The following is a 22086-nucleotide window of genomic DNA, read 5'->3' as shown; positions in this document are numbered from 1 at the left end:
GAGCAGTTCTAGCGCCAGTCGCGGAAGGCGTCCAGCAAGCGGTCGCGCAGCGGCGGGTCGACGTCGTCGTCGCAGAGGACGCTCAGGGTGCGGACGGTGGTGCGGAACTGCTGCAGGTAGGTCAGACAGCCGTCGCAGCCCGCAAGGTGCTGTTCGAATCGCGTCTGGGTGACGGCGTCGAGCGCGCCCTCGAAGTAGGCGGTGATCAAGTCGACCAGCTCGTAGCAGTCCATCGGTCCGTGCCCGCTCACGTCACGTCCCTCACGTAATCCTCGAGAACCTGCCGGATCGCTGTCCGTCCGCGGTGCAGCAGCACCCGCTGGTTGGCGAGCGTGATGTCGAGCAGCCGGCTCACCTCGGCGGAATCGACGTCGAGGACGTCGCGCAGGGTGACCACGAGGCGTTGGCGTTCGGGCAGTGTGTCGAGCGCCTCGCGGGTCAGGGTGAGCAACTCCGAACTCAGCACGGAACCCTCGGGCGATTCGGGGAACGGCACCGGTTCCTCGCCGTCGCGCCAATGACCCGCCCAGCGCTCGTCGCCGTCCTGGAACCGCGCCGGGTGCACGGTGCCGCCGGTGTAGGCCGCGATCTGGGCGTCGGACTCCCGCCGGTCCCGCATTCCGCGCTTCTTGGCGATGTTGATGAGCACCGTGAACAGCCACGTGCGTAGCGAGGACCGGCCTTCGAAGCCGTCGATGCCCTTGAGCAGCGCGATCCACGCCTCCTGCACGACGTCCTCGGCGACCTCTCGGGACGACACGTAGCCCTGCGCGATCCGCAGCATCGCCGGAGTGTGCTTGTCGACCAGCGCCGCGAACGTCATCTCGTCGCGGGCCCGCAGCGCCGCGACGATGGCGGCCTCGTCCGCGGAAGTGGCGGTCATGTCCGCGAGATCGTAACCCAGCACGTCACACCGCGGCGTCCCGAAGCGAGGCGGCCGGCCTCTCTCGAGATGACGGGAACACCATCACGTGTAGTGCCCGTCCGGATCGCAGGCGTTACAGGTCACGCATCTCCGGGTCCGCCGACCGGACCCGGCCGCCGATCACGATGTTCGGTGTGCGGAAGTAGGCCCAGCCCAGCGTCAGGACGGTCCCGGCGGCGGCCAGCGCCAGCGCGCTCTGCAGGTCGGGAAGTCCCGCGAGGAACAGCACCACGATGCCGGCGCCGGTACCCGCCCAGTAGATGCGGCGTTTGACCGCCCGGCGATCCAGGCGCGCGGTATCCCAACCGGGTGCGGCGATGCCGGCCAGCACCAGCGCCGCACCGACGATCAGCAGGACCTCCGAGGTCGTCATGGCAGCAGCAACTGGAAGCCGTCCACGATCTCTCCCGAGTCGCGCACATAGGTGGGGTTGGTCGGATCGGTGGTCTGCACCGTCAGTGTCGCCAGGTAGGTGGCCGACGGCCCCTGCGCGACGACGGCGTGCATGATGATCGGCCGCTCCGGCGCCGGGCCCATCGCCGGCGCGGTGTATGTCGTTGTCTCCGAGGGTAATCCGCAGGTCGTGTTGCTCTCGGTCTGCAGGTCGAAAGCGCCCATCATCGTGGTCAGGTTGGACCGGTTCTGCTCGAACACGGTGTCGGGATCGGCACTGCCGCGCACCGACTCGAGGGTGACCACCGCGTTGGGGGCGAACTGGTTGGCGATCAGATCCTGCGCGACGATCGCGAACCGGATGATCTGGTTGTCCATCATCGTGTTGCGCTCCCACCCCTGCGGTTGGGGGACGCGCAGCTGCGGTTCGCGGGGATTCTTCTGCGGGATGTCGACCAGGGGTGCGGTGACACTGGCGCACTGAGAATCATCGCCGCCGCCCCCACCCGGGGTGGTGCTGGGCGAGCTTCCGGCGGCGGGGGCGCGTCCGGCCGCCGTCACCGCGGTGCCGGTGACCTCCCGGCCACATCCGGTGAGCAGCCCCGGGATTGTCAAGGCCGCCAGTAGCGCCGCACCGGCCGATCGGGCGATCGTCACGTCAGTTCCCTCCCAGGGTCGACAGCAGGAATTCGTAGATCAGCGCGGCGCGGAACGCGATCTGCGGATTGTCCGCCGCGCCCGCGTGTCCACCCTCGGTGTTCTCGTAGTACCGCACCGGGTGCCCGGCCTCCTCCAGCGCAGCGGTCATCTTCCGTGCGTGACCGGGATGCACGCGGTCATCGCGCGTCGAGGTGGTGATCAGCACCGGCGGATACTGGCGCTGCGCCGAAATGTTCTGATAGGGAGAGTATTTCGAGATGAACTCCCAGTCGTCCGGGTCGTCCGGGTCGCCGTACTCGGCCACCCAGGAGGCGCCGGCGAGCAACAGGTGGAAGCGCTTCATGTCGAGCAGCGGCACGCTGCACACCAGCGCGCCGAACAGCTCCGGGTACTGCGTCAGCATGATGCCCATCAACAGCCCGCCGTTGCTGCCTCCCTGGGCGCCCAGCTGGTCCACCGTGGTGATGCCGCGCGTGACGAGATCCCGTGCCACGGCGGCGAAGTCCTCGGCGACCAGGTGGCGGCCCTCGCGCATCGCCTGGGTGTGCCACGTCGGCCCGTACTCGCCTCCGCCGCGAATGTTGGCCAGCACGTACGTGCCGCCCCGGGAGAGCCACAGCCGGCCGAGCACGCCGTCGTAGTACGGGGTGCGGGCCACCTCGAAACCGCCGTACCCGCCGAGCAGCGTCGGTCCGGCGCTCGGTGCGTGACGGTGCCCCACCACGAAGTACGGCACCGCGGTCCCGTCGTCGGACGTCGCAAAGTACTGCGTCACCTCGAGGTCGGCCGCGTCGAAGAACGACGGCGCCCGCTTGATCTCGGTGAGGGCACCGCCAGCGGATCCGTACAGCAGCCGCGACGGGGTGATGAAATCTGAACAGTCGCAGAAGATCTCGTCACCCTGGTGGTCGACGCCGACCAGTGACACAGTGGTGTTCTCGGGCAGTCCGGCCATCGGCTCGCTGGTCCACGAGCCGGGGGTCACCACCGCGACGTGACTGGCGACGTCGGCGAGTGTGACGAGTACCAGCCGGTCCCGCGTCCAGCCGTAGTGGTGCAGACTGGTGTGCCGGTCCGGGGTGAACACGATCGTCAATTCCGAGCTGCCAGAGAGGAATTGATCGTAGTCGGCGGCCAGCAGCGAACCGGCGGGATAGTGCTGGGTACCGGCTCCGTAGCTGTAGTGCCAGTCGCTGCGCAGCTCGATCAACAGCCAGCTGCGGTGGATCGAGATGCTGGCGTCGGTCGGGGTGTCGATGCGGATCAACTCGGTACCTCGAAGCTCGTAGACCTCTTCGTTGAAGAAGTCGAGCGCGCGGCTGATCAACGTGCGTTCGAAGCCCGGAGTGCGATCCGCCGACGCCGCGACGAGGACGTCGGCCGGGTCGCCCTCGAAGATCGTCTCGGCCTCCTCGAGCGGCGTGCCGCGCGACCACCGCTTCACCAGCCGCGGATAGCCCGATTCGGTGAGCGACCCCTCCCCGAAGTCGGTGCCGACCAGCAGGGTGTCCTCGTCGACCCAGCTGCTCTGCGACTTGGCTTCGGCCAACTCGAACCCACCGTCGACGAAAGATCGGGTCGCCATGTCGAATTCCCGCACCACCGCCGCGTCCGACCCGCCCCGGGAGAGGCTGACCAGGGCGCGCCCATGATCGGGTTCGATGACGTCGGCACCCGCCCACACCCAGTTCTGCCCGTCGGTCCGCGCGAGCTCGTCGACGTCGATGACCACGTCCCACTCCGGCGTCTCCGACCGGTAGCTCTCGAGCGTGGTGCGGCGCCACAGACCCTTCGGATTCGTGGCGTCGCGCCAGAAGTTGTAGAGGAACTCGCCGCGGCGGCGCACATAGGGGATCCGGGTGTCGGTGTCGAGGACACCGAGGGCGTCGGCGCGCATCTGCTCGAAGCGCTCGCCACCCAGCTCGGCGATCGTCGGATCGTTGTGCTCGCGCACCCAGGCGAGCGCGTCGTCGCCGGTGATCTCCTCGAGCCAGAGGAACGGATCGTCCGTCTGCGGGGGATTGGTCACGCCCCCATTCTGCGCACCTGCGCACGCGGCGTTCGAATCGGTCGCGGCAACCGGCGTGCTCGGTACTATCGCCCCAGGTGAGAATCGGGGGCGGTGGTGGACCACATTCGGCAGTGGTGGCAGCAGCCCGACCGCTATGAGTGGCTGACGGGCTACCTCGCGTCACGGCGTCTGCTGCGCATCTCCTCGTCGGTGATGGCGACGATCATGGCGGTGCTCGCCGTCGCCGTGGCGTTGACGACGGTCAGTCCCGCCGGCCCGCACGGGGTCGCGCGAGGCGCGGTGCTGGTGGCCGCCGCGGGGTTCGCCGGTGTCGCCGTCGCGTACGCCCGGCGGTGGCCCACCCGACGTCAGTCCGCGGTGTTCGCGGTAGGTGGCAGCGCCGCCCTTGCCGTCGTCGCCCTGGCCCAGCAAGACCCGCACGCCGGGCTGCTGACCTGTTGGGCGTTCGTCGGGCTGGCGGCCTATGTCGCCTCGGCGCACAGCCCCCGCCAGCTCGCCGTCACCGTCGGCATCGCGCTGGGCACCGCCCTCATCTGTGCGGTTCGGATGGCGGTGGCCGGCGACGCGGCCCTGGGGGTGGCCACGCTGTTGATGTCCACCGGCGGGCTGCTGACCGTGCCGATCGGCGGTCAGATCCTGGTGCGGCTGCTGTGGAACGACGCCGTGTCGACCGATCCGCTGACCGGGCTGACCAACCGGCGAGGGTTCCGGCGCGCGGCGCACGCACTGATCAGCGACGCAGGATGCATCAGCGTGGTGATGATCGACCTCGACGGGTTCAAGCGCCTCAACGACACGCTGGGCCACGCGATCGGCGACCGCGTTCTGGTCGACGTGGCCGACAGGCTGCGGACGGCATGCGGGCCGGATGTCATCGCTGCGCGCGTGGGCGGCGAGGAGTTCGTGGTGGCCCAGGCCTGCCTGCCCTCCGAGATGGACCTGCTGGCGCGGCGGCTGTGCTCGGCCATCGCGTCGAACCCGTGGCATGTGACGGCCAGCCTGGGCGTCGCCGGTGGTGCGGTAGCCGACCCGGCCGCCGACACCCGTACGGTGATCGAGCGGGTCATCGCCGCGGCCGACATGGCCATGTACGAGGCGAAGCGGGCCGGCGGCAACCAGATCCGCCGCTCGGCAGCCGCCTGACCCGCCCCTGACTCAGCTCAGGTGGTGCACCTCCTGCAGTCCGTACACCGGGGTGGGCAAGCCCTCGTGGCGTGCCTTGAGTTGCAGCGCCAGATACAGCGAGTAGTGCCGGGACTGGTGCAGATTGCCGCCGTGGAACCACAGGTTGGGCTGCTGCGTGGGCTTCCACATGTTGCGCTGCTCGCCCTCCCACGGCCCGGGATCCTTGGGGGTGTCGCTGCCCAGGCCCCACACCTTGCCGACCCTGTCGGCGACGTCCTGGCCGATCAGATCAGCGGCCCAGCCGTTCATCGAGCCGTATCCCGTCGCGTAGACCACCACGTCGGCGGGCAGCTCGGTGCCGTCGGCCAGCACCACCGAGTCCTCGGTCAGATGGTCGACCTGACCGTGGGCGAGCTTGATCCGGCCGTCGGCCACCATGTCGCAGGCGCCGACGTCGATGTAGTAGCCCGAGCCGCGCCGCAGGTACTTCATGAACAGTCCGGAACCGTCAGCGCCCCAATCCAATTCGAAACCGGCGGCGGCCAGGCGGTCGTAGAACTCCTTGTCCCGCTCCCGCATCTGGTCGTACAGCGGGATCTGGAATTCGTGCATGATCCGGTACGGCAGTGAGGCGAACGTCAGGTCGGCCTTCTCGGTCGTCATCCCCGCGGCCAGCGCCCGCTCGGAGTACAGGTCACCCAGACCGATGTCCATCAGGGTGTCGGACTTGACGATGTGAGTGGAGGACCGCTGCACCATCGTGACGTCGACGCCGTTCTCGTAGAGCGCCTTGCAGATGTCGTGGGCGGAGTTGTTGGAGCCGATCACGACAGCCTTCTTGCCGGCGTAGGCGTCCGGGCCGGGGTGCTGCGACGAGTGGTGCTGGTCGCCGCGGAAGACGTCCTGACCGGGCACGGTGGGCACGTAGGGCTTGCCCGACATGCCGGTCGCGAGAACCAGCTGCGTCGGGTGCAGCGTGAGGCGTTCGCCGTCGCGGTCCACCTCGACGGTCCAGCGGCCCTCGGCCTCGTCGAAGGTGGCGGACAGGCACGTCGTCTTCGACCAGTACGGCACCTCCATCACGCGGGTGTAGAACTCCAGCCAGTCGCCGATCTTGTCCTTGGGGGCGAACACCGGCCAGTTCTGCGGGAACGGCAGGTAGGGCAGGTGGTCGTACCAGACCGGATCGTGCAGGCACAGCGACTTGTAGCGCTTGCGCCACTGGTCGCCGGGCCGTTCGTGGCGGTCGACGACGATCGCGGGCACGCCGAGCTGACGCAGCCGGGCGCCGAGCGCGATGCCGCCCTGCCCGCCGCCGATGACGAGCGTGTACGGCTGGATGGTGCGGCCCAGCTCGGCGTCTTCGGCGGCCTTGCGCTCCGCCCACGACCGCGGGTCCGGGTCGTCGCCGTGCACGGCGCCCATGACCCGGCTGACGCCCTTGCGCTCCTCGTGGCCCTTGAGCTCCTGCAGCGCGGTGAGCAGCGTCCAGGCCTGGTCCTTTTCTGCGCCGTCGGTGCCGTCGTCCCCTTTGATCCTCAGGTGCCCGGTGCCGCGGCCGGCGGCGGTCTCGAACTGGATGAACGCGGAGACGACGTCGCCGTCCTGGGTGGGTTCTTCCCTGGTGGAAAAGCCCGACGGGTCGGTCTCGGCGAGCCGGGCGGTCAGCATGTCGGTGATCTGGTCGCGGCCCTCGAGCGTCTTGAGGTTCCAAGTGAAGGACACCAGGTCACGCCAGAAGCTGTCGACGGCGAACATGTTGGCGACGCGTTCGATGTCGCGGACGGCCAGCGCCGCCTCGAAGTCGGCCAGCCAGGCGTCGATGCGCTGCTGGGGGCTCAGGGTGGTGGTCTGCGGGTCGAGAGTGGAAGTCATGTGAGCCAGACCACACCCAGGCACGCGGGGCGCACAAGAGTTGCGAAGCGTTGCAACCCCCGCCTGCAACCCCCTGCAACTCTTTCGCGGTGTGGTCGCGGTCACATAGACATGCGGACATGAAAGCAGCTGTGTACTACGGCCCGAACAAGCTCGAGATCGACGACGTCGCCGAACCGGAGGTTCGCCCCGGCACGGTCAAACTCCAGGTCGGCTTCAACGGCATCTGCGGCACCGATCTGCACGAGTACTACGCCGGCCCCATCTTCGTGCCGACCTCACCGCACCCGCTGACCGGCGCGCAGCTGCCGCTGACCATGGGCCACGAATTCTCCGGCACCATCACTGCCGTCGGCGACGGCGTCACCGGGTGGAGTGAGGGCGACCGCGTCGCCGTCGAGCCCATCTACAAGTGCGACACGTGCGGGCCCTGCCGCGCCGGCAACTACAACGTCTGCCAGCAGATCGGCTTCCACGGGCTGATGTCCGACGGCGGCATGGCCGAGTCGACGGTGGTGCCGACCTCGATGCTGCACCGGCTACCCGACAGCGTCTCGCTGGAGCTGGGCGCGCTCGTGGAGCCGATGTCGGTGGCCTATCACGCCGCCACCCTCGGTGACGTCAAAGACGGCGACACGGCGATGGTGTTCGGCGCCGGACCGATCGGCATCGGGCTCTGGTTCGCGTTGCGCGGCAAGGGACTCGAGGACGTGTTCGTCGTCGAACCGTCACCCACCCGGCGCGCGGCCATCGAGGCGCTCGGTGCACAGACACTCGATCCGACCGCGACCGACGTGCTCGCCTTCATCGCCGAGCACACCTCCGGCGCCGGGGCCGACGCGGTGTTCGACGCGGCCGGCGTGGCACCCGCGGTGAGCACCGCGCTGGCATGCATCGGCTCTCGCCGGCCGATGATCAGCGTGGCGATCTATGAAAAGCCGCTCGAGACACCGCTTCTCAATCTCGTCATGAACGAGTCCCGTATCCAGGGCTCGCTTTGCTACACCGGCGCCGATTTCGAAGCCGTGATCGCACTGATGGCCGACGGCCGCTACGACACCACCGGCTGGGTGACCCGCATCCCGCTCGACGACGTCGTCGACGAGGGATTCGAGGCGCTCCACGCCGGCACCAAGATGAAGGTTCTCGTCGACCCGAACGGAGCGAACTGACATGAGTCTCAACGGAAAAGTCGCCTTGGTGACCGGAGCCGGCCGCGGCATCGGCCGGGGTATAGCGCTGCGATTGGCGCGCGACGGTGCCGACATCGCACTGGTCGACCTGACACAGGACGGCATCGCAGCAGTCGCCGACGAGATCGCCGAGATCGGCTGTAAGTCAACCACGTTCGTCGCGGACGTCAGCGATCGCGACCAGGTGTTCGCGGCTGTCGACCACACGGCGAGCGCACTCGGCGGCCTGGACATCATGGTCAACAACGCGGGCATCGCGCTCGTCGGGCCCCTCAAAGACGTCACGCCCGACGAGCTCAAGAAGCTCTGGGCCATCAACGTCGACGGCGTGCTGTGGGGGATTCAAGCCGCGGTCGCGCACTTCACCGGCAACAACAAGCCGGGCAAGATTATTAATGCCTCGTCGATCGCCGGCCACGACGGCTTCGCGATGCTCGGGCCCTACAGCGCCACCAAGTTCGCCGTCCGGGCGCTCACCCAGGCCGCAGCCAAGGAGCACGCCGCCGACGGCATCACCGTCAATGCGTACTGCCCCGGCGTGGTCGGCACCGACATGTGGGTCGAGATCGACAAGCGCTTCGCCGAACTGACCGGCGCCGCCGAGGGGGAGACCTACGACAAGTTCGTCGGCGGCATCGCGCTGGGACGCGCCGAAACGCCCGACGACGTCGCCGGTTTCGTCTCCTACCTCGCCGGCCCCGACGCCGACTACATGACCGGCCAGGCCGGGCTGATCGACGGCGGCCTGGTCTACCGCTGAGATGGAGAGCACAATCGCAGGTGATGCCGTCCGTGCCTGAACCCGCCGTCGCCGTCGGGGAGGATCCGCGCAGCTACGCGCGGCTGATGTCGGCTGTCTACGACGCGACGATGGCCGGGCACCGCGCACCTGCCCGTCCCCGCGAGGTCATCGGTGACTCGTGGCAGCGCCTCCTGGCCCGGGGCGTCGAACCCAGCGACACCCCGGTCGTCGAAACCGGCGGCCTGGAGTCGCTGCGCCGCGCGTCGGGACTGATGGAGGTGCTCGACGAGATCTCCCACGGCCTCGAGTCGCTGGTCGCCGACGGCGAGAACATCCTCGTCGTCGCCGACGCGACCGGGCGGGTGCTGTGGCGCTCCGGCTCCCCGGCGGTGCTGAGCAACGCCGACCGGCTCGGCTTCGTCGAAGGTGCGCACTGGGGTGAAGGTGCCGTCGGCACTAACGCGATCGGCACCGCGCTCGCGGCGCAGCGCGCCGTGCAGGTCTTCTCCGCCGAACACTTCCTGCGCAGCCACCACTCCTGGACGTGTGCCGGCGCGCCGATCCGCGACCCCCGCACCGGCCAGGTACTCGGCGTCGTCGACGTCTCCGGGCCGGCGGCCACCGTTCACCCGACCACGATCGCGCTCGTCGACGCCGTCGCCCGGCTCGCCGAATCGCACCTGCGCTCCGAGCACGACCGCACGCTGAACCGTCTGCGCTCGGTGGCCGCGCCGATCCTGGCCCGCATGGGCACCCCGGCGTTGGCCGTCGACACCGAGGGTTGGGTGGCTGCGGTCGACGCGATGCCGCTGCACAACCGCATCCTGCTGCCCGACCAGATGGGGCCGGGTCGGGTGTGGTTGGCGACGCTGGGACTGTGCGCGGTCGAGCCGCTGCCCGGCGGGTGGCTGGTGCGCCTCGCCGACCGAGGCCAAGGTGACGATGACGACGCGGCGACCGCCCAGGTGTCGCAGGTGACGTTGGACTTCGCCGATCCGGACAAGCCGGCGCTGCGGCTGGTGGGGGAGTTCGGCAGCTGGTGTCACGACCTGTCGCTGCGGCACGCGGAGATCCTCTGCGCGCTGGCGCGCTCGCCGCAGGGGCGCACCGCGCCGGAACTCGCCGAGGACCTCTACGGCGATCGCACCCGCGTGGTCACGGTGCGGGCCGAGATGTCGCGGCTGCGCAAGCAGTTCTCGGGTCTGCTCGCCGCGCAGCCTTACCGGTTCGCATCGTCGGTCGGGTTGACGGTCCGCTATCCCGCCGACCGGCGGACGCTGCTGCCGCCGTCGACCGCGCCGGCCATCCGGGCCGCGCGCCTGGGGAAAGATGGTTAGCGTGCCCGCACCGAATCGAGCCCTCATCACCGCCGCCGCAGCCGACCTGCTGCGCACCCTGCAGGGACGCCACGGCGCGCTGATGTTCCACCAGTCCGGCGGCTGCTGCGACGGCTCGTCGCCGATGTGTTACCCCGACGGCGACTTCATCGTAGGGGACCGCGACGTGCTGCTGGCGGTCTTCGACGTCGGCGACGGAGTCCCGGTGTGGATCTCCGGGCCGCAGTTCGACGCGTGGAAACACACCCAGCTGGTGATCGACGTGGTATCCGGCCGTGGTGGCGGGTTCAGCCTCGAAGCGCCCGAGGGTAAGCGGTTCCTCTCCCGCGGACGCGCGTTCACCGACGACGAGATGTCCGCACTGGCCGACGAGCCGGTGGTCACCGGGGCGTCCTACGAACGCGGCGAACGGCCCTCGGCGAACGGCACGCGCATCGTCGCCGAGGCCGTCGACGCCTGCCCGGTGCCGCAGCGCTAGGCGGTCCGTGCTGATTCGAGTAGCAGCGTGACGCGCTCGCCCGTGACGATCTTGCGCTGCAGAGAGCGGAGGGCCCTCACCGCGCCGTCATCGGTCAAATTCATTCCGAAGTCGCTCGCGGCACCGAGCACGTCGCTCGCCCAACAGATTTCCGTGAGCACCAGCGCGCGTGTCCAGTCCAGACCCGACAAGGGTTCGCCTGCAGCGATGGAGGCTCGCAGGCGGTCGGTCAGTTCGAAGAACTGGTCGAGATTCGCGGCCCCGACGATAGGAGCCACGACTCGGGAACCCATGGCAGGTCCGCCGAACTCCAACAGTCCAGCAAGCAGTAGCGTGCGTTCGTCATCCGCGAGGTTGATAGCTACGACGTCTTGTTTCATCACAAAGTCCTCAAACGTGGGTGGGTTGCGAAGGCGATCACCTGCCGGCTCCAGGTAAACCGACATCGGGCGGGCCATCTACATCGAGCACGGGCACATCGCCCGGTCCGGGGCGTGGAGCATCCACCATGGGTGGCACCCCGACCATCGGGGGAAACCCCACGCGGGGCGCCCTCGGCGGTTCAACGGTTGATCGGTAGGGGCCATCGGCAAGGTCCGACGTCGACAACGACGGCACCCTTACGGGGACCTTGTCCGCAAGGTACGCCTGACCTCTCGTCGGCTTGAAAACCGTTCCTGCGTCGCCCGCCGCCGCATCGCGAATAAGGAGGGTGTTGCTCTTCGGGTCGTAGATGGCGGGCGCGCCGTCCACAGTGCGCCCGATGATCATTCCGCTTTCGGGTTTGATACTTGATCGCATCATGCGCTCCACCTCCCTGGCCAGATCGTCTCGAGTTGTGCCTGGCGGCCACTCATTGGCCAAATGCTTGGTACTTGCGTGACCGTAGGCGATCTTTTGAGCCGCGCGAGTGATCGGGTCGTCGCTCCAGCCGCCCGGTGGGGGGTCCGGCGACGTCCAGGAGGGCTTCTCTGGCGGTGGCGCAGAATGGAAGTCGACCAGTTGAACAGGGGTGTCAGGTTCGCGGGGCGATTCCAAGGAAAGGCTCGCAAGACCTTCTGCAGCACGACGCAGTTGTTCTGCCGCCCGCTGGTCAGCTGCAGCTAAGGCAGCGGCGAGTAGCTTGATCTTTTTCGTCAGTGTTATCTGCTGTTGCTCGCGGTCGAGGTGCTCTGCCAGCGAATCGCTTGTTAGTCGATCGGTGAGCGTCAGATCCTCTTCAACGATGAAAGCATCGGCGTGTGCCTCGCCTATTGCGGCGAGGGTGGCACTTTTCGCGTTGGCAATCTCTATGGCTGCAGAACGGGCGATGGCGGCTATCGTGCTAAGAGTGTGGGCAAGTTGACGAATCCTGTGATGATCAGCGATTGCCATCGCACGCGCTGCATCGGCAGCGTCGCCGCTCCAGTGAATGTTGTTAACTCGCCCTGTGATTTGACGAAACGAATCGTTCCACAGATCGGCGACGTTTTCCCATTTCGTTGCTGCAAGCTCCAAGCTCTCCGCATTCCACGCGCGTACTTGCGACAACGTTGGAGACACTGTGCGACTCAGATGTGGATTCCCCTGATGGCGATACCGGATCGATCATCCTGGTGCACGTACGCAGAACCACTGCGCGACAGGTTGTCTGCGGTCGATCGCATGCGCGCCGCCAGGTGAGTCGAAACCAACTGTATTGAACATTCAACGGTAGTGACTGCTGCTGCGGTCGGCTGCCACTTGTTTGGTCCGGCCGGCGAAGGGGCTGGAAACGTCAGCCCTTGTGCGAGGCTCTCAGCCTCTGTGGCAGCAAGAATTAGTTCATCTGTGTCGACCGAAACCGCTCCCATTCGGCCAATTCTAGAGGCGAACCTAGTCGGCTAATTGCGCCAAATGCGCCGAGGCCGTCGACGCCTGCCCGGTGCCGCAGCGCTAGGCGGTCTGGGTCGACTACGCCGACGCGGACGCGACGATCTCGCGCAACTCTTTCGCGAAGCCGTAGACCACGTCGTCGGTGGTCTCGTGCGAGCACATCCACCGAACCTCTCCGGTTGCCGGATTCCAGGTCTGGAAGTCAGCGATGGCCCGCACCTCGTCCTCGACGCCCGGCGGCAGGATGGCGAACACCGCGTTGGCCTGCGTGGGCTGGGTGAGTGTCAGGCCCGGGATGTCCTCCACCAGCGAACGCAGCAGCGTCGCCTGCTCGTTCGCGTGCCGCGCACCGTGGCGCCACAGCTCACCGTCCAACAATGCGATGAATTGCGCCGAGATGTACCGCGCTTTGGACGCCAGCTGCATCGTGTACTTGCGGATGTACTCGATGCCCGTCACCCGATCAGGCTCCAGCACCACGACCAGCTCGCCGAACATCAACCCGCTCTTGGTGCCGCCCAGCGAGATCACGTCGACACCGACATCGGTCGCCAGCGCGCGCAGCGGCACGTCCAGCGCCGCTGCGGCATTGGTCAGGCGCGCACCGTCGAGATGCACACCCATGCCATAGCTGTGCGCCACCTCGGCGACGGCAGCGATCTCTTCGGGGGTGTACAGCGTGCCGAGCTCGGTGCTCTGCGTCAGCGATACCACCGACGGTTGCGCGTGGTGGACGATCCCGAAGTTGTTCGCCAGTGCCCTGACGTGATCCACGGTCAGCTTGCCGTCGATGCTGTTGGCCTGCAGCATCTTCAGGCCCGCCACCCGTTCCGGTGCCCCGCCCTCGTCGGTGTTGATGTGTGCCGTGTGTGCGCAGATCACCCCGCCCCAGGTCGGCTGCATCGACTGCAGCGCAACCACATTGGCGCCTGTACCGTTGAAGACCGGGTAGGCGACAGTCCGATCGCCGAACTCGTCACGGACGATGTCTTGAAGCCGAGACGTGTACCGGTCGCGGCCGTAGCTCATCTCGTCGCCGGTGTTGGCGGCCACCACCGCTTCGAGCACGGCCGGCAGCGCCGGCGCCCAGTTGTCGGACGCTAGGTGGTAGCGCATGGCGTCATCGAGGACAGTGTCGGGGGAAGCGATGTCGGACTCACTTTCGATCGGGTCGGACGGGGATCGGCCCACTGCAGGCCCAGGGAGGTCAGGGTGATCGAGGTCGGGACGCCCTCGGCATCCCAGCCGGCCAGCGCGTAATACTGCGCCAGCGCGTCGGAGAAGTCGTCGCGGTCGAGAACCGCACCGGCGTGCCGTCCGCTGTCGACGGCCTCGGTGAAGAACCGCGCGGGCAACGTGTCCTGCTCGGGACCTATGCCTTCGCGAAAGTTGTACAGCCGCATCAGGTTCCAGCGGCGCCTGCCCCACAGCATGATCTCGTGATCGCTGGTCAGCCATCCGGTGACCGCCCGCACGATCTCGGCGACCCGCGCCTGGGTGAGCAGCCGCATCGGTGGCCCCGCGAACAGGCACACCCCGAGCGCGTCAAGACCGCTCCACAGATCCAGCAGAACGGCCGTGCGCGCCACTCGTGCCGCGTCGAGGTTCGTCATGTCGGCCCACTCGTCGACGCCCAGTGTTCGCATCTGTGCCAGTCCGTGCGGCGGACCGATATCGGGGTCGAAGTCGAGGTCATGCTCGACGATCTCGTAGCGCGGCCCCACGGGGCTCACCGCGTAGGCGAGCGCCTGGCCGGCTGACACCCGTGGGTCGTACCGGCAGAACTCGAGTCCTTTGACGTGCATTGCACTCTCGGGTCGGCCCCTCGCCTCGGCGAGTAGACGCACCCCTTCGCCGAGAGTCCAGTCGTCTCCGTGACGCCCGGTGACGTCGTCGATCATGGCCGCAGGCGGCCGCTTCGAGCTGTCGATCTCGGCGAGGTAGGCCCACACCGCGGCGAACGACACGGGGTCCAGGCCAACGGCGTGGCATCGTGCGACGAGATCGAGCGCATCGCCCACATCGGTGACGCCGCAGCCGAGGACGAATGCCGCCAGATTCTCCTCGTCGAGGCCGCCGAGCCGGGGGTCGATCCCGTTGTCGTAGGTCGTGATGCAGTCGTTCGGACACCCCGGACACGCTCCGGCGCCGTCTCGTCGACGATCGGCGAGCAGCTGCGTGGACTCCACCGGCACGGACGGCATCGCGGCGGTCTGGAAGTTTCCGACGCCGGCGTAGCCGGTCAGGTCCGGGTCGAGGAACCAGCCGCCGAAACCAGTCGGCGATGCCTGCGCGGCGGTCAGCGGGTTTGCGCCGATGTGGTCGCGGTAAAGCGCGGTGAGACGTTGCAGCGTCGCGTCGTCGTGTACCGCGGGTACGGCGTTCGGAACAACGACGATGGCCTTGAGATTCTTGGCTCCCATCACCGCGCCGAGCCCCATCCGCGCTGCTGCATGGGTGAACTCGGTGATGATCCCTGCGTACCGCACAAGGTTCTCGCCCGCGGGGCCGATGACCGCGACAGCGGCGCCATCACCGTGACGTGCTTTGAGAACGTCCGTGGCGCAATGAGTCTCGAGGCCCCAGAGATCAGCGCCGTCCTCGAGGCGCAGCTGTCCGCCATCGATCACCGCATAGCACGGCGCGGCGGCGCGGCCGGTCACGATCACGCCGTCGCAGCCCGATGCCTTGAGCGCAGGGCCGAACGGACCTCGCCCACGGGCTTCGCCGACACCACCGGTCAGCGGTGATTTACCGACGACGGCGAAGGTGGGCAGGCTGACAGCACGGTGGCCGGCGATCACGCCCGACATCAGCATGAGCATGGCCGCCGGTGCGAAGGGATCCAGGCCCGCGGAAGTGTCGGTCAGCAGCCGCCGTACGCCGAGGAGGCCGGCACCCGGGTAGCGCCGCCACTCCTGTGCAGTCGGTTCCTCGACGTGGCTGCGGCCGGCGCCGAGGTCGAGGTGAAGCACGCGGCCGGAGTGGCCGGTGGGCGGAGTGGTCACGGCGAGAGGAGTCCGATACCGCATTCTGCGGCCAGGTCCGTCCAAAGTTCCTCGGGCAACGGGCTGTCGAAAAGATCGACGTTCTCGCTGATCTCCGCCGCGGTGCGGGCACCGGTGAGCACGGCGGCCACCGCGGAGTGGCGGAACGGGAACTGCAGGGCAGCAGCACGCAGGGGGACGCCGTGGCGTGCGCAGACCCGGGCGATTGTGCTCGCCCGTACGACAACGTCGTGCGGGCTGGGCACGTAGTCGTAGGTGGCGGTCACCGCACCGGGGTTCGCGAGCACTCCGCTGTTGTAGACCCCGGCCGCGATCACCGCGACGCCGCGCTCGGCGGCCAGCGGAAGCAGCTCCTGGCCCGCAGCCTGGTCGAGCAACGTCCACCGTCCGGCGATCAGGACGCAGTCCAGGTCGACGGCCCGCAGGATCTCGACCGCCGGTTCCGCGTAGTCGATTCCGAGCCCGACCGCCCCGATCACCCCTTCGTCGCGCAGCCGCAGCAGCGCCCGGTAGGCACCGTCGACCGCCTGCTGCACATGCTGTTCGGGGTCGTGGACGTGGACGATGTCCACGCGATCGAGGCCGAGCCGGGTCAGGCTCTCCTCCAGCGACCGCAGCGCACCGTCGTAGGAGAAATCGAAGACCGGCACGGCCGACCCGGTGTCCTTGTAGAACGGTTGACCCGCGTGCTCCTGGGTGGTGTCGAACTCCCACGCGGCGCCGGGCGACGGTTCACGTAGCAGCCGGCCGACCTTGGTCGCGACGACGAACTCGGCCCTTGGCCGGGCGCGCAGCGTGCTGCCGAGACGCTGCTCCGCGCGGCCGTAGCCGTACAGGGGGGCGGTGTCGAACAGCCGCAGCCCGAGATCCCACGCCGCCTCGATCGTCGCGGCTGCGTCCGCGTCGCGGACCGGTCGGAACAGTCCACCCAGCGGTGCAGTCCCGAGCCCAAGGCGGGTGAGGGTGACGTCGCGAACGCCGACTGTGTCGGTGGCTTTCACGGTGTCGGTCCGGGTCCAGGCGAGTAAGCGATGGCAACCACCCGGGCGGGACTGCCATCACCTCCGACTATGCGCAGCGGGCTGACGATCAGCTCGAACACGTCGGGCAGAGCCGCGGTGTTGGCGAGATTCTCGACGATGATCACGCCGTGGCCCAGCAGGATCTGGTGCACGGCGTCGACTCCGGGCGCGTCCACCGATGGACTGTCGATGCCGACGAGGCGCACCCCGTTGCGCACCAATTGGTGGGCGGCGCCGACGTCGAGGTGGGTGTAGTCGGTGATGTAGGAGGGTTGGTCGCTGTGCTCGCTGCATCCGGTGTGGACGACGATGCGGGCGGCCTGTGTGCCGGCCACCTGCTCGGCGCTCACGACGGGCCCTTGCACGTCTATCCTCTGCGCGGTTCCGACGAGAGTGTCGAGCGGGATCTCGTCGACGCCGATCTCCCCGGCCACGAAGTGCGACGGTGCGTCGACGTGCGTGCCGCAGTGTGAGTCGATCGTGATGGTGCTGCCGGCCCAGCCGTGGGAGGCGATGTCGGCGTAGGGCGTGATCCGCGGCGGGAAGTGATCGGGTTCGTTGGTCGGCATCGCCGAGGAGATCGGCATGCTCAGATCGATGTACCCGCTCATCGGCCTGCGGCCTCCGGGGCGATGAACGCGTCGGCATCCGGGCGCATGACGTCGGGGCGTGTGCGACGGACGAACATCACCCAGCACACGCCGAGCAGCAGCCAGATCAGGACCGCGATCTGGACGCTGCGGCCGAACGTCCAGCCCGCGTTCCACAGCGACGCGAGATAGGACTTGTAGATCACGAAGCACACGACGGCGATGCCGACGACCGGGACCACGCCGTGCATGAAGACGTGGAACTTCGTTGCGCGGTTGCGGGCGTGATAGGCGATGTTCGCGATGTTGACGGCGAGATAGGTCAGCAGTGCCAGCGATGAGGACATGGTGGCCGACCAGTTGTACTGGCTCGCAGTACCCAAGAGGGCGCCGAGCAGCAGCGTCACGAGCACGGTCACCACGAGCCCGAGCGTCATCGCGTTGCCTGGTACCCGGGCACCCGGCTTGAGGCGCGCGAGGAACGCCGGGGCGGTGCCGGCGCGCCCCATGGCGTAGAGCGCGCGGCTGCTCGCGACGTTTTGCGCGAGGTAGATCGCCGTGATCGAAGTGAAGGCGATGATCGAGATGAGCAGTTGCCCGGCGCCGCCCCAGAACTGGTGCGCCATCGCCGACACCGGCGTGCCGCCGTCGGCGGCCACCGCGGCGACCTGTTCGACCGGGAAGGCGGCGACGAATCCGATGGCCGTGATGACCCAGAAGGCGCCGACAGCCAACACGGCCACCACGGTCGCGATCGGGATGTACTTGCGCGGTGTGTGCGTCTCCTCGGCCAGCGTCGAGACCGCGTCGAAGCCGACGTTGGCCTGGATGCCGAAGACCAGGGCGGCGAAGATCGAGGCGGTGCCCCCGAGCGCGGCCGACGGGGTGAAGGTCTGTCCGACGTCGGCGGCGGTGAACGAACCGTTGCGGGACTGGACGATGAAGATGGTCGCCATCAGGGCGAAGACGACGACGGACTCGAGAACCATGAAGATGACGGTTCCTTTGAGGCTGAGGTCGATGCCTCGGAAGTTGATCGCGGCTACCACCACGGTCATCAGCATTACTCCGATTGCCCAGGTGAGATAGCCGGTGGGGATGCCGACCTGGTTGAGGATGTCGTTGAAGAACAGCGCGCCGATACCGGGCAGCACGATCTGGGCGAGCAAATAGAAGCCATTGAGAATCCAGCCTGCGAACACCCCGGCGCCCGGCCCCATGGCCTGGCGCACCCAGGTGTAGGCGCTGCCGGCGCTCGGCAGCGAACGTGAGAGGGCGGCGTAGGACAGCGCCGTGGGCAGGGTGACGACGATGGCAATGAGGAAAATCAGCGGAACAACGCTGCCGGCGGTGGCTTCGGTCGGGGTGAAGTTGAAGTAGAGACCGCTGGCGGGCGACATGATGATCGCGCCGAGCAGGGCCGCCCCGACCCAGGTCATGGAGTTTCGCCGCAGTCCGCCTGCCGCGACGTCATCGGCCTGTTCAACAGTGCGCGGTTCGGTGTTCATCGGGGTCTGCCCTTCCTCGTTCGCATGCCCGGTCATCCGGTGCTCGATTGCGACAGACGTTAGGGACACGGCGGCAAGGGCGCTCACCAACTAGCATGATGATTCGTGAAGCAATTCTTCACCAAACTTGAACTCTCTGACCCCCGGCTGCTGGCCAGCTTTGCCAAGGTGGCGCGGCTGGGCTCCATCACCCGGGCGGCCGAGGAGCTCGGGTACGTGCCGTCGGCGGTGTCCCAACACATCACGACGCTCGAGCACCGGCTCGGCGGTGTGCTGCTGTTCACCCGCAAACCCGGCAGCCGCATCGTCCTCACAGCCGCCGGCCGCGCGCTGGCGGCCGCGGCCGATGACATGCTCTCGGCCGCAGCCACATTCGGCGACGTCGCGCGCGGTATCTCTCGTGGCGATGGGGTCGTCCTGCGGATCGGCGCCTACGGCACCGCACTGAGCTTTCTGCTGCCCGCCGCGTTGGCTTCTCTGCGCGAGACCGATCCCACCGCTCGGGTCGACACGGTCGAGACAGAACCGGCCGAGGGCGTCATGCTGATCGATACCGGTGAGCTCGACATCCTGATAGCTCACCGCTATCTCGCCGAACAGCAACCTCCGTCGGGCGACAACCTCAATGCCCGGCTCGTCGGCCGCGAACCGCTGCTGGCGGTGACCGCCGCTGTGAGCCCGCGAGCCCTGACGGAGTGCCTCGATGCCGACTGGGTCGCGGGGTCCCCGCGAGACGTCGACCGCCAGCAGCTCATCCGGTGGGCCGCGGAAGTCGGCTTCGCCCCCCGCGTCAGCCACGTGACGCGTGACTACCTCGCCGCCGTCGAGCTGATCGTCAGCGACATGGCGGTCGGGATGCTGCCTGCATCGGTGATCAACGCGCCGCACAACCGGCACCGGCTGGCGCTTGTCGACAACGACACGGCGACGCCGTATCCGTTCCGCGACGTGCTGACCGTGACACGGTCGGGGTTCCGGACTGCCCACGGCGATGCCGTGCTGGCCCGGATCGCCGCTGCGGGGCGGGAAGCGTTCGGCGGAGCCCCGCGCGCCTGACCCCCACCGCGACCCGCCGGCGTTACCGTCGCAGACGTGATCCCGCTGCCTCGCGCGTCGGTGCTCGCCGCAGTCATGATGCTGGGCGTCGCCCTCGGCGTGACGGGCGCGCTGCTGATCGCGGGCGAGGTCACCACCACGCTGAAGCCCGCCACCGTCATCGCACTCGCGGTCGGCATCCCCAGCCTCCTCGGCACGCTGACGATCCTGGTGTCCGGCCGTCGCTGGACCACTGCCGTCGGGGCGCTTGTCGTCGCGATCGGACCTGGCTGCCTCGGCGCGCTGACCGCGGTGCAGGTGGCCGCCGGTGTCTGAGCCGCTCGTCGCCGACCATGTGAACCGCTGGAAGTTCGCGCTGGTCACGGTCGCGGTGTGGGCAGTCGCAGGTGCGGCCGGAGCGGGCCTCTACCACTGGTGGGCCCAGTCGCCGGACAAGGCCGTCCCGGTGTTCGCGGTGTTGGTCTACCTGGTCGCCAGCATCGTCGTGAGCCTCCTCGCGGCACTGGTGCAGGACCGCCCGGCGGTCACCGCGCTGGCCATCGCGTTCATGTCGGCGCCGTTGGCCGCAGCCATGGGTGCTGTGCTGCTGCGCGGCCACTAGGGTGGTAAGGCGTGACCCACTATGACGTCGTCGTTCTCGGAGCCGGCCCCGGCGGGTACGTGGCCGCCATTCGCGCCGCCCAGCTCGGGCTGAACACTGCCATCGTCGAACCCAAGTACTGGGGCGGCGTCTGCCTCAACGTCGGGTGCATCCCGTCCAAGGCGCTGCTGCGCAACGCGGAGCTGGCCCACATGTTCACCAAGGAAGCCAAGACGTTCGGCATCAGCGGTGACGTGAGCTTCGACTACGGCGCGGCGTTCGACCGCAGCCGCAAGGTCGCCGACGGCCGCGTCGCCGGTGTGCACTTCCTGATGAAGAAGAACAAGATCACCGAGATCCACGGGTACGGAAAGTTCACCGACGACCACACGATCGTCGTCGACCTGAACGAGGGCGACACCGAGACCGTCACGTTCGACAACGCGATCATCGCGACCGGCGCGCACACCAAGCTCGTCCCGGGAACCAAGCTCTCCAAGAACGTCATCACCTACGAAGAGCAGATCATGGAGCGCGATCTGCCCGGCTCGATCGTCATCGCCGGCGCCGGCGCGATCGGCATGGAATTCGCGTACGTGATGAAGAACTACGGCGTCGACGTCACGATCGTCGAGTTCCTGCCGCGTGCCCTTCCCAACGAGGACGCCGAGGTCTCCAAGGAGATCGAGAAGCAGTACAAGAAGCTCGGCGTCAAGATCCTCACCGGCACCAAGGTCGAGTCGATCGACGACGACGGTTCAGCGGTGACCGTCAAGATCAGCAAAGACGGCAAAGAGGACGAGATCAAGACCGACAAGGTCATGCAGGCCATCGGCTTCGTCCCGAACGTCGACGGCTACGACCTGAAGAAGGCCGGCGTCGAGCTGACCGACCGCGGCGGCATCGGCATCGACGACTACATGCGGACCAACAAGCCGCACATCTACGCGATCGGCGACGTCACCGGCAAGCTCCAGCTCGCCCACGTGGCGGAGGCGATGGGCGTCGTCGCCGCCGAGACCATCGCCGGTGCCGAGACGCTGGCCCTGGGTGACTACCGGATGATGCCGCGCGCGACGTTCTGTCAGCCGCAGGTCGCCAGCTTCGGGCTGACCGAGCAGCAGGCCAAGGACGAAGGCCATGACATCGTCGTCGCGAAGTTCCCGTTCACAGCCAACGGCAAGGCCCACGGCCTGGCCGATCCGACTGGTTTCGTGAAGCTGATCGCCGACAAGAAGTACGGCGAGCTGCTCGGCGGCCACCTGATCGGCCCCGATGTCTCCGAGCTGCTGCCCGAGCTCACCCTGGCGCAGAAATGGGATCTCACGGCCAACGAGCTGGCCCGCAACGTGCACACCCACCCGACCCTGTCCGAGGCGCTGCAAGAGTGCTTCCACGGCCTGGTCGGCCACATGATCAACTTCTAATTGAGGGCGATCTGGGTCGCCGGGATCGGCGGGTTGGTGGTCGGCCACATCCTGTGGCTGGCCGGAATCTCCGCGGCCATCGCATCGACCGACATCCCGGTGTGGGTGCTCGTCGTCTCCGCGGTGTCGTTCCTCGTCGCAGTCGTTGCGGGGGTACCTGGGCTGGCGCCGCTGGCAGAAGAAGTCGCCGAAAGACGAGGCGTGGGCGGTGTTCTGCTGGGCGCTGCCGGTCTCACCGGTGCTGTTGTCTTTGGCTGTCTTGGGAGTGACGTACTTGTAGC

General features: G+C 67.9%; 22 protein-coding genes and 1 pseudogene. 10 read left to right on the top strand and 13 right to left on the bottom strand.

Annotated elements, in window-relative coordinates; all coding sequences use genetic code 11:
• Positions 1-8: 8 nt before the first annotated feature.
• The 5 genes from PGN37_RS02570 to PGN37_RS02550 form a co-directional block, all read right to left on the bottom strand.
• Positions 9-251, bottom strand: a complete 243-nt coding sequence (locus PGN37_RS02570; protein WP_442932834.1) for an anti-sigma factor family protein — start codon at positions 249-251, stop codon at positions 9-11.
• The gene (locus tag PGN37_RS02565) at positions 248-883 is read right to left on the bottom strand and encodes an RNA polymerase sigma factor (protein WP_335329454.1); all 636 of its coding nucleotides are present in this window, start codon (positions 881-883) and stop codon (positions 248-250) included. Before PGN37_RS02565 ends, PGN37_RS02570 begins: the two co-directional genes overlap by 4 nt.
• A 115-nt stretch (positions 884-998) precedes the next feature.
• The gene (locus tag PGN37_RS02560; RefSeq protein ID WP_335329453.1) at positions 999-1298 is read right to left on the bottom strand and encodes a hypothetical protein; all 300 of its coding nucleotides are present in this window, start codon (positions 1296-1298) and stop codon (positions 999-1001) included.
• The gene (locus tag PGN37_RS02555) at positions 1295-1975 is read right to left on the bottom strand and encodes an LpqN/LpqT family lipoprotein (protein ID WP_335329452.1); all 681 of its coding nucleotides are present in this window, start codon (positions 1973-1975) and stop codon (positions 1295-1297) included. The genes PGN37_RS02560 and PGN37_RS02555 overlap by 4 nt, the downstream gene beginning before the upstream one ends.
• Before the next feature lies 1 nt (position 1976).
• On the bottom strand, positions 1977-4007 hold the full coding sequence (locus tag PGN37_RS02550; RefSeq protein WP_335329451.1) for a prolyl oligopeptidase family serine peptidase: 2031 nt from the start codon (positions 4005-4007) through the stop codon (positions 1977-1979).
• 93 nt (positions 4008-4100) lie between these two features.
• Here PGN37_RS02550 and PGN37_RS02545 point away from each other — a divergent pair, with 93 nt between their 5' ends.
• The gene (locus PGN37_RS02545) at positions 4101-5153 is read left to right on the top strand and encodes a GGDEF domain-containing protein (RefSeq protein WP_335329450.1); all 1053 of its coding nucleotides are present in this window, start codon (positions 4101-4103) and stop codon (positions 5151-5153) included.
• Between the two features lie 12 nt (positions 5154-5165).
• Here the strand turns inward: PGN37_RS02545 and PGN37_RS02540 are convergent, their stop codons facing one another.
• Complete coding sequence (locus PGN37_RS02540; protein ID WP_335329449.1) at positions 5166-7010, bottom strand: NAD(P)/FAD-dependent oxidoreductase; 1845 nt, start codon at positions 7008-7010, stop codon at positions 5166-5168.
• 119 nt (positions 7011-7129) lie between these two features.
• On the opposite strand from PGN37_RS02540, the gene PGN37_RS02535 reads away from it, so the two are divergent.
• Genes PGN37_RS02535 through PGN37_RS02520 form a run of 4 tightly spaced genes read left to right on the top strand, consistent with a single transcriptional unit; the run spans position 7130 to position 10760 of the window.
• Entirely contained in the window at positions 7130-8182 is a 1053-nt protein-coding gene (locus PGN37_RS02535; protein WP_335329448.1) for a 2,3-butanediol dehydrogenase, read from the top strand.
• Position 8183: 1 nt separating this feature from the next.
• Positions 8184-8963, top strand: a complete 780-nt coding sequence (locus tag PGN37_RS02530) for an acetoin reductase (protein ID WP_335329447.1) — start codon at positions 8184-8186, stop codon at positions 8961-8963.
• Between the two features lie 23 nt (positions 8964-8986).
• Positions 8987-10282 (top strand): helix-turn-helix domain-containing protein, encoded by a 1296-nt coding sequence (locus PGN37_RS02525; protein ID WP_335329446.1) that lies wholly within the window; start codon positions 8987-8989, stop codon positions 10280-10282.
• Position 10283: 1 nt separating this feature from the next.
• Positions 10284-10760 carry a DUF779 domain-containing protein gene (locus PGN37_RS02520; protein WP_335329445.1) on the top strand — a complete coding sequence of 159 codons (477 nt, stop codon included), beginning with the start codon at positions 10284-10286 and terminating at the stop codon, positions 10758-10760.
• Here PGN37_RS02520 and PGN37_RS02515 read toward each other — a convergent pair.
• The 7 genes from PGN37_RS02515 to PGN37_RS02485 form a co-directional block, all read right to left on the bottom strand.
• Positions 10757-11140 carry a hypothetical protein gene (locus PGN37_RS02515; RefSeq protein ID WP_335329444.1) on the bottom strand — a complete coding sequence of 128 codons (384 nt, stop codon included), beginning with the start codon at positions 11138-11140 and terminating at the stop codon, positions 10757-10759. The genes PGN37_RS02520 and PGN37_RS02515 overlap by 4 nt on opposite strands.
• Before the next feature lie 37 nt (positions 11141-11177).
• Positions 11178-12257 (bottom strand): hypothetical protein, encoded by a 1080-nt coding sequence (locus PGN37_RS02510; protein WP_335329443.1) that lies wholly within the window; start codon positions 12255-12257, stop codon positions 11178-11180.
• A gap of 435 nt (positions 12258-12692) precedes the next feature.
• Positions 12693-13730: a threonine aldolase family protein gene (locus PGN37_RS02505; protein ID WP_335329442.1), complete on the bottom strand. Its 1038-nt coding sequence runs from the start codon at positions 13728-13730 to the stop codon at positions 12693-12695.
• On the bottom strand, positions 13715-15622 hold the full coding sequence (locus tag PGN37_RS02500) for an aldehyde ferredoxin oxidoreductase C-terminal domain-containing protein (RefSeq protein ID WP_335329441.1): 1908 nt from the start codon (positions 15620-15622) through the stop codon (positions 13715-13717). The genes PGN37_RS02505 and PGN37_RS02500 overlap by 16 nt, the downstream gene beginning before the upstream one ends.
• Positions 15619-16623 carry an aldo/keto reductase gene (locus PGN37_RS02495; RefSeq protein WP_335329440.1) on the bottom strand — a complete coding sequence of 335 codons (1005 nt, stop codon included), beginning with the start codon at positions 16621-16623 and terminating at the stop codon, positions 15619-15621. The genes PGN37_RS02500 and PGN37_RS02495 overlap by 4 nt, the downstream gene beginning before the upstream one ends.
• On the bottom strand, positions 16620-17255 hold the full coding sequence (locus PGN37_RS02490) for a cyclase family protein (RefSeq protein ID WP_335329439.1): 636 nt from the start codon (positions 17253-17255) through the stop codon (positions 16620-16622). The genes PGN37_RS02495 and PGN37_RS02490 overlap by 4 nt, the downstream gene beginning before the upstream one ends.
• Positions 17252-18778: an APC family permease gene (locus PGN37_RS02485; RefSeq protein ID WP_335329438.1), complete on the bottom strand. Its 1527-nt coding sequence runs from the start codon at positions 18776-18778 to the stop codon at positions 17252-17254. The genes PGN37_RS02490 and PGN37_RS02485 overlap by 4 nt, the downstream gene beginning before the upstream one ends.
• Before the next feature lie 69 nt (positions 18779-18847).
• Between PGN37_RS02485 and PGN37_RS02480 the strand changes: the two genes are divergently transcribed.
• The 5 genes and pseudogenes from PGN37_RS02480 to PGN37_RS02460 all read left to right on the top strand — a co-directional run bounded on the left by PGN37_RS02480 (position 18848) and on the right by PGN37_RS02460 (position 22085).
• Positions 18848-19798 carry a LysR family transcriptional regulator gene (locus tag PGN37_RS02480; RefSeq protein WP_335329437.1) on the top strand — a complete coding sequence of 317 codons (951 nt, stop codon included), beginning with the start codon at positions 18848-18850 and terminating at the stop codon, positions 19796-19798.
• Positions 19799-19834: 36 nt separating this feature from the next.
• Complete coding sequence (locus PGN37_RS02475) at positions 19835-20113, top strand: putative holin (RefSeq protein ID WP_335329436.1); 279 nt, start codon at positions 19835-19837, stop codon at positions 20111-20113.
• Complete coding sequence (locus PGN37_RS02470) at positions 20106-20399, top strand: hypothetical protein (RefSeq protein ID WP_335329435.1); 294 nt, start codon at positions 20106-20108, stop codon at positions 20397-20399. The genes PGN37_RS02475 and PGN37_RS02470 overlap by 8 nt, the downstream gene beginning before the upstream one ends.
• Before the next feature lie 11 nt (positions 20400-20410).
• The gene (gene lpdA, locus PGN37_RS02465; RefSeq protein WP_335329434.1) at positions 20411-21805 is read left to right on the top strand and encodes a dihydrolipoyl dehydrogenase; all 1395 of its coding nucleotides are present in this window, start codon (positions 20411-20413) and stop codon (positions 21803-21805) included.
• Positions 21806-22085, top strand: a pseudogene (locus tag PGN37_RS02460) (hypothetical protein).
• Position 22086 lies beyond the last annotated feature (1 nt).

Origin of the sequence: Mycobacterium kyogaense (genome assembly GCF_036946525.1) — a bacterium.
Classification (GTDB): Bacteria; Actinomycetota; Actinomycetes; order Mycobacteriales; family Mycobacteriaceae; genus Mycobacterium; species Mycobacterium kyogaense_A.
The sequence above is the reverse complement of the archived record's forward strand: the minus strand, read 5'-3'. Positions and strand labels throughout refer to the sequence as shown.